Raw genomic sequence first — 2,255 nt, 5'->3', positions numbered from 1 at the left:
CGGGGGCTGTGCCAGCCGGTCCACTTCCTCCTTGAGGGCCACGATCTGGTCGCGGGCCTCTCGCAGGGTGGAGGCGAGCCGTTCGTTCTGGGCGGTGACCCGGGCCAGATCGTTCAGGAGCCCGATGATCCGCTGCTCGACGGGCTTCGGCGGGACGTACGGAGAGCCGGTTCCGCGGGCGTTCGCGTTGCGGTCGACTGTCACCGGTCCTCACCTCCTTCGTGGGGTAGTGGACTGCCCGTGCCGGGATGCGGCGGAGCCGCTCTCTTCACGGCCGCGGGGCTGACACGGAGCCGGCGCCGACGCGCAGGGTCGACGGCCGGTGCGGTGCGCGGCGCCCGGGGAATTCGCGGAAGATCCTTCGGAGGGTCCGTGGCAGGTCGACGGGCGGCTGTATTTGCCAGGGCAAGTGCCCCTCCGCGTGCTGAGGATTACGAGCCCCGAGGGTCCTTGGCCTTGGATTGTGCGGCTTCGCGGAATTGCTGACTGCAGTCCGTCAGCCGGGCGACGAAATCTGTCACGGTAGGATCCCGTGCGGGATTGATCTGTCCGCGGGAAAATCACCGACGCCGGTGGGGGAAATCCATGGGCGTTGCTTTCCATGCACGATAACCAGTGATTCACGCGGCCGGAATGTGAGCTGGACCACAGCCGGTGGTGGAGCGGGTGGTGCGCCAGCTGACGCCGTTGTCGGAGGGCTGGGATCCGGAAGGCCCTGCAGTACGCGGCTTCCGGGCGCGGCGCGACACGGTTGAGCGTTCCCGGCCGGCGGGCGACGGCGGCCCGACCTTCGGGCCCGGTGCGGGGTCGCGTTCGCCGCACGCTCCGGGGCTTCGCCTCGGCGAGCGAGTGCGAGTGGGGCTGGGTGCGCGCGGAGCCTCGCAGCTGACAGGCGAGGACATGACAGGTTTGGTATGCGAAAACGCCTGGAGGTGATGCGCCGCAGGGAGGCGGTGTGGCTGAAATCCCAGGTGAAGGCGATGAATTCACCTCCTTGGAGCCGTCCAGATCATCAGGATATCGCATACCATGAACGAATGGACCGAACCAGCTGGGCGGAGCGCATCCCCGCCGTGAAGAGCAAGGCCGACCTCGTCTACGAGAGCCTGCGGAGCGCCATCGCCCAGGGGGATCTCCGGCCGGGCGAGCGGATCAACATGGACGAACTGGCCCGCAGGTTCGGCATCAGCAAGATCCCCATCCGTGAGGCGGTGAAGCGGCTGGAGTCGGACGGGCTGCTGGTCTCGCGGGTGCACGCGGGCGTCACCGTCGCCTCGATCGATGTCGCCGAGATGCGAGGCGTCTTCCTCGCCCGCGAGGCGATCGAAGCGCTGGTCGCCCAGCTCGCGGCCGAGCGGATGGACGACGCCCGGCTCGCCGAGTTCGAGCAGATCCAGCGGGCGATGCACGACGCGCTGGACGCGGGCGAGCTGGAGAAGATGGCAGAGCTGAACTCCCGCTTCCACCAGGCCCTGGCCGACAGCGCGGGCTACCGCGTCCTGCGTGACCTCATCGAGCAGTTGCTGCTCACCATCCGCCGCTTCCGCATCACGGTGCCCGGCGACTGGGACTGGCGCTCCGTGGCCACCGAGCACGACGTGATCGTGGACGCGTTGCGCCGGCGTGACCCTGCGTCGGCGGCGACCGCGGTCCGCGCCCACATCGGCTCCCAGGCTGTGCACGAGTGCGCCCCCTGAGGCACTGGACGCAACGATGCTCCAGGCTCTCAAAGCCTCCGACCCGGACGGCCCCGCCCCGATGCCCCCGTCCGAGCTGACGGCCTGTTGCTTGCCCTGCGCTCCCGCAGGATCCCGGTCGGTGTGACGGGCGCCGCCCCCGCCGCCGCCCCGGGTGCGGGTCTCACCCTATTCTCCGGTGGCATCGACGCCCGAAGGGGTGTCACCCAACGCCGCCGGCGCCCCGAAGGTTCTTGAGCGGGCCCGAGCGTCACCCGGCCTCGCCGCCGACCTCGGTGCCGGCGCCCCGCTCACCACCGCGGACATCAGCGCCGCCCGCCCCCCGGCAACGGCGAGCCGGCTGCGGCCGGGGCGACCACCGCGGGTGCGACGTGCGGACGCCACGGGCCCGACCGGCTGCCTGTCTCTGGCATCCGGCCGGGCCCGTGCTCCCCGGTCGACCCAATCGACTACCTATTCCTTGACGGCGCCGCCGGTGAGGCCGCTGACGAAGGTCTTCTGGAGGAGGACGAAGGCGAGGACGACGGGGATGGCGGCGAGGACGGAGCCGGCCATGAG

2 protein-coding genes are annotated in these 2,255 nt (G+C 70.5%); one reads left to right on the top strand and one right to left on the bottom strand.

What is annotated here, in order from left to right:
- Positions 1 to 204, bottom strand: a 204-nt coding sequence (locus tag ACWDRR_RS44370; RefSeq protein WP_449778028.1) for a hypothetical protein, incomplete at its 3' end; no start/stop codon positions are given.
- Between the two features lie 833 nt (positions 205 to 1,037).
- Between ACWDRR_RS44370 and ACWDRR_RS44365 the strand changes: the two genes are divergently transcribed.
- Positions 1,038 to 1,697, top strand: coding sequence for a GntR family transcriptional regulator (locus tag ACWDRR_RS44365; RefSeq protein WP_449778027.1), 660 nt, complete (start codon positions 1,038 to 1,040; stop codon positions 1,695 to 1,697).
- The last annotated feature ends 558 nt before the right edge of the window (positions 1,698 to 2,255 follow it).

This window comes from Kitasatospora sp. NPDC003701, from assembly GCF_053587085.1.
This window is presented reverse-complemented; position numbering and strand designations above follow the sequence as displayed.

Coding starts and splice junctions, on each gene's coding strand:
- ACWDRR_RS44365 (WP_449778027.1), top strand. CDS start 1,038: ATGGACCGAACCAGCTGGGCGGAGCGCATCCCCGCCGTGAAGAGCAAG.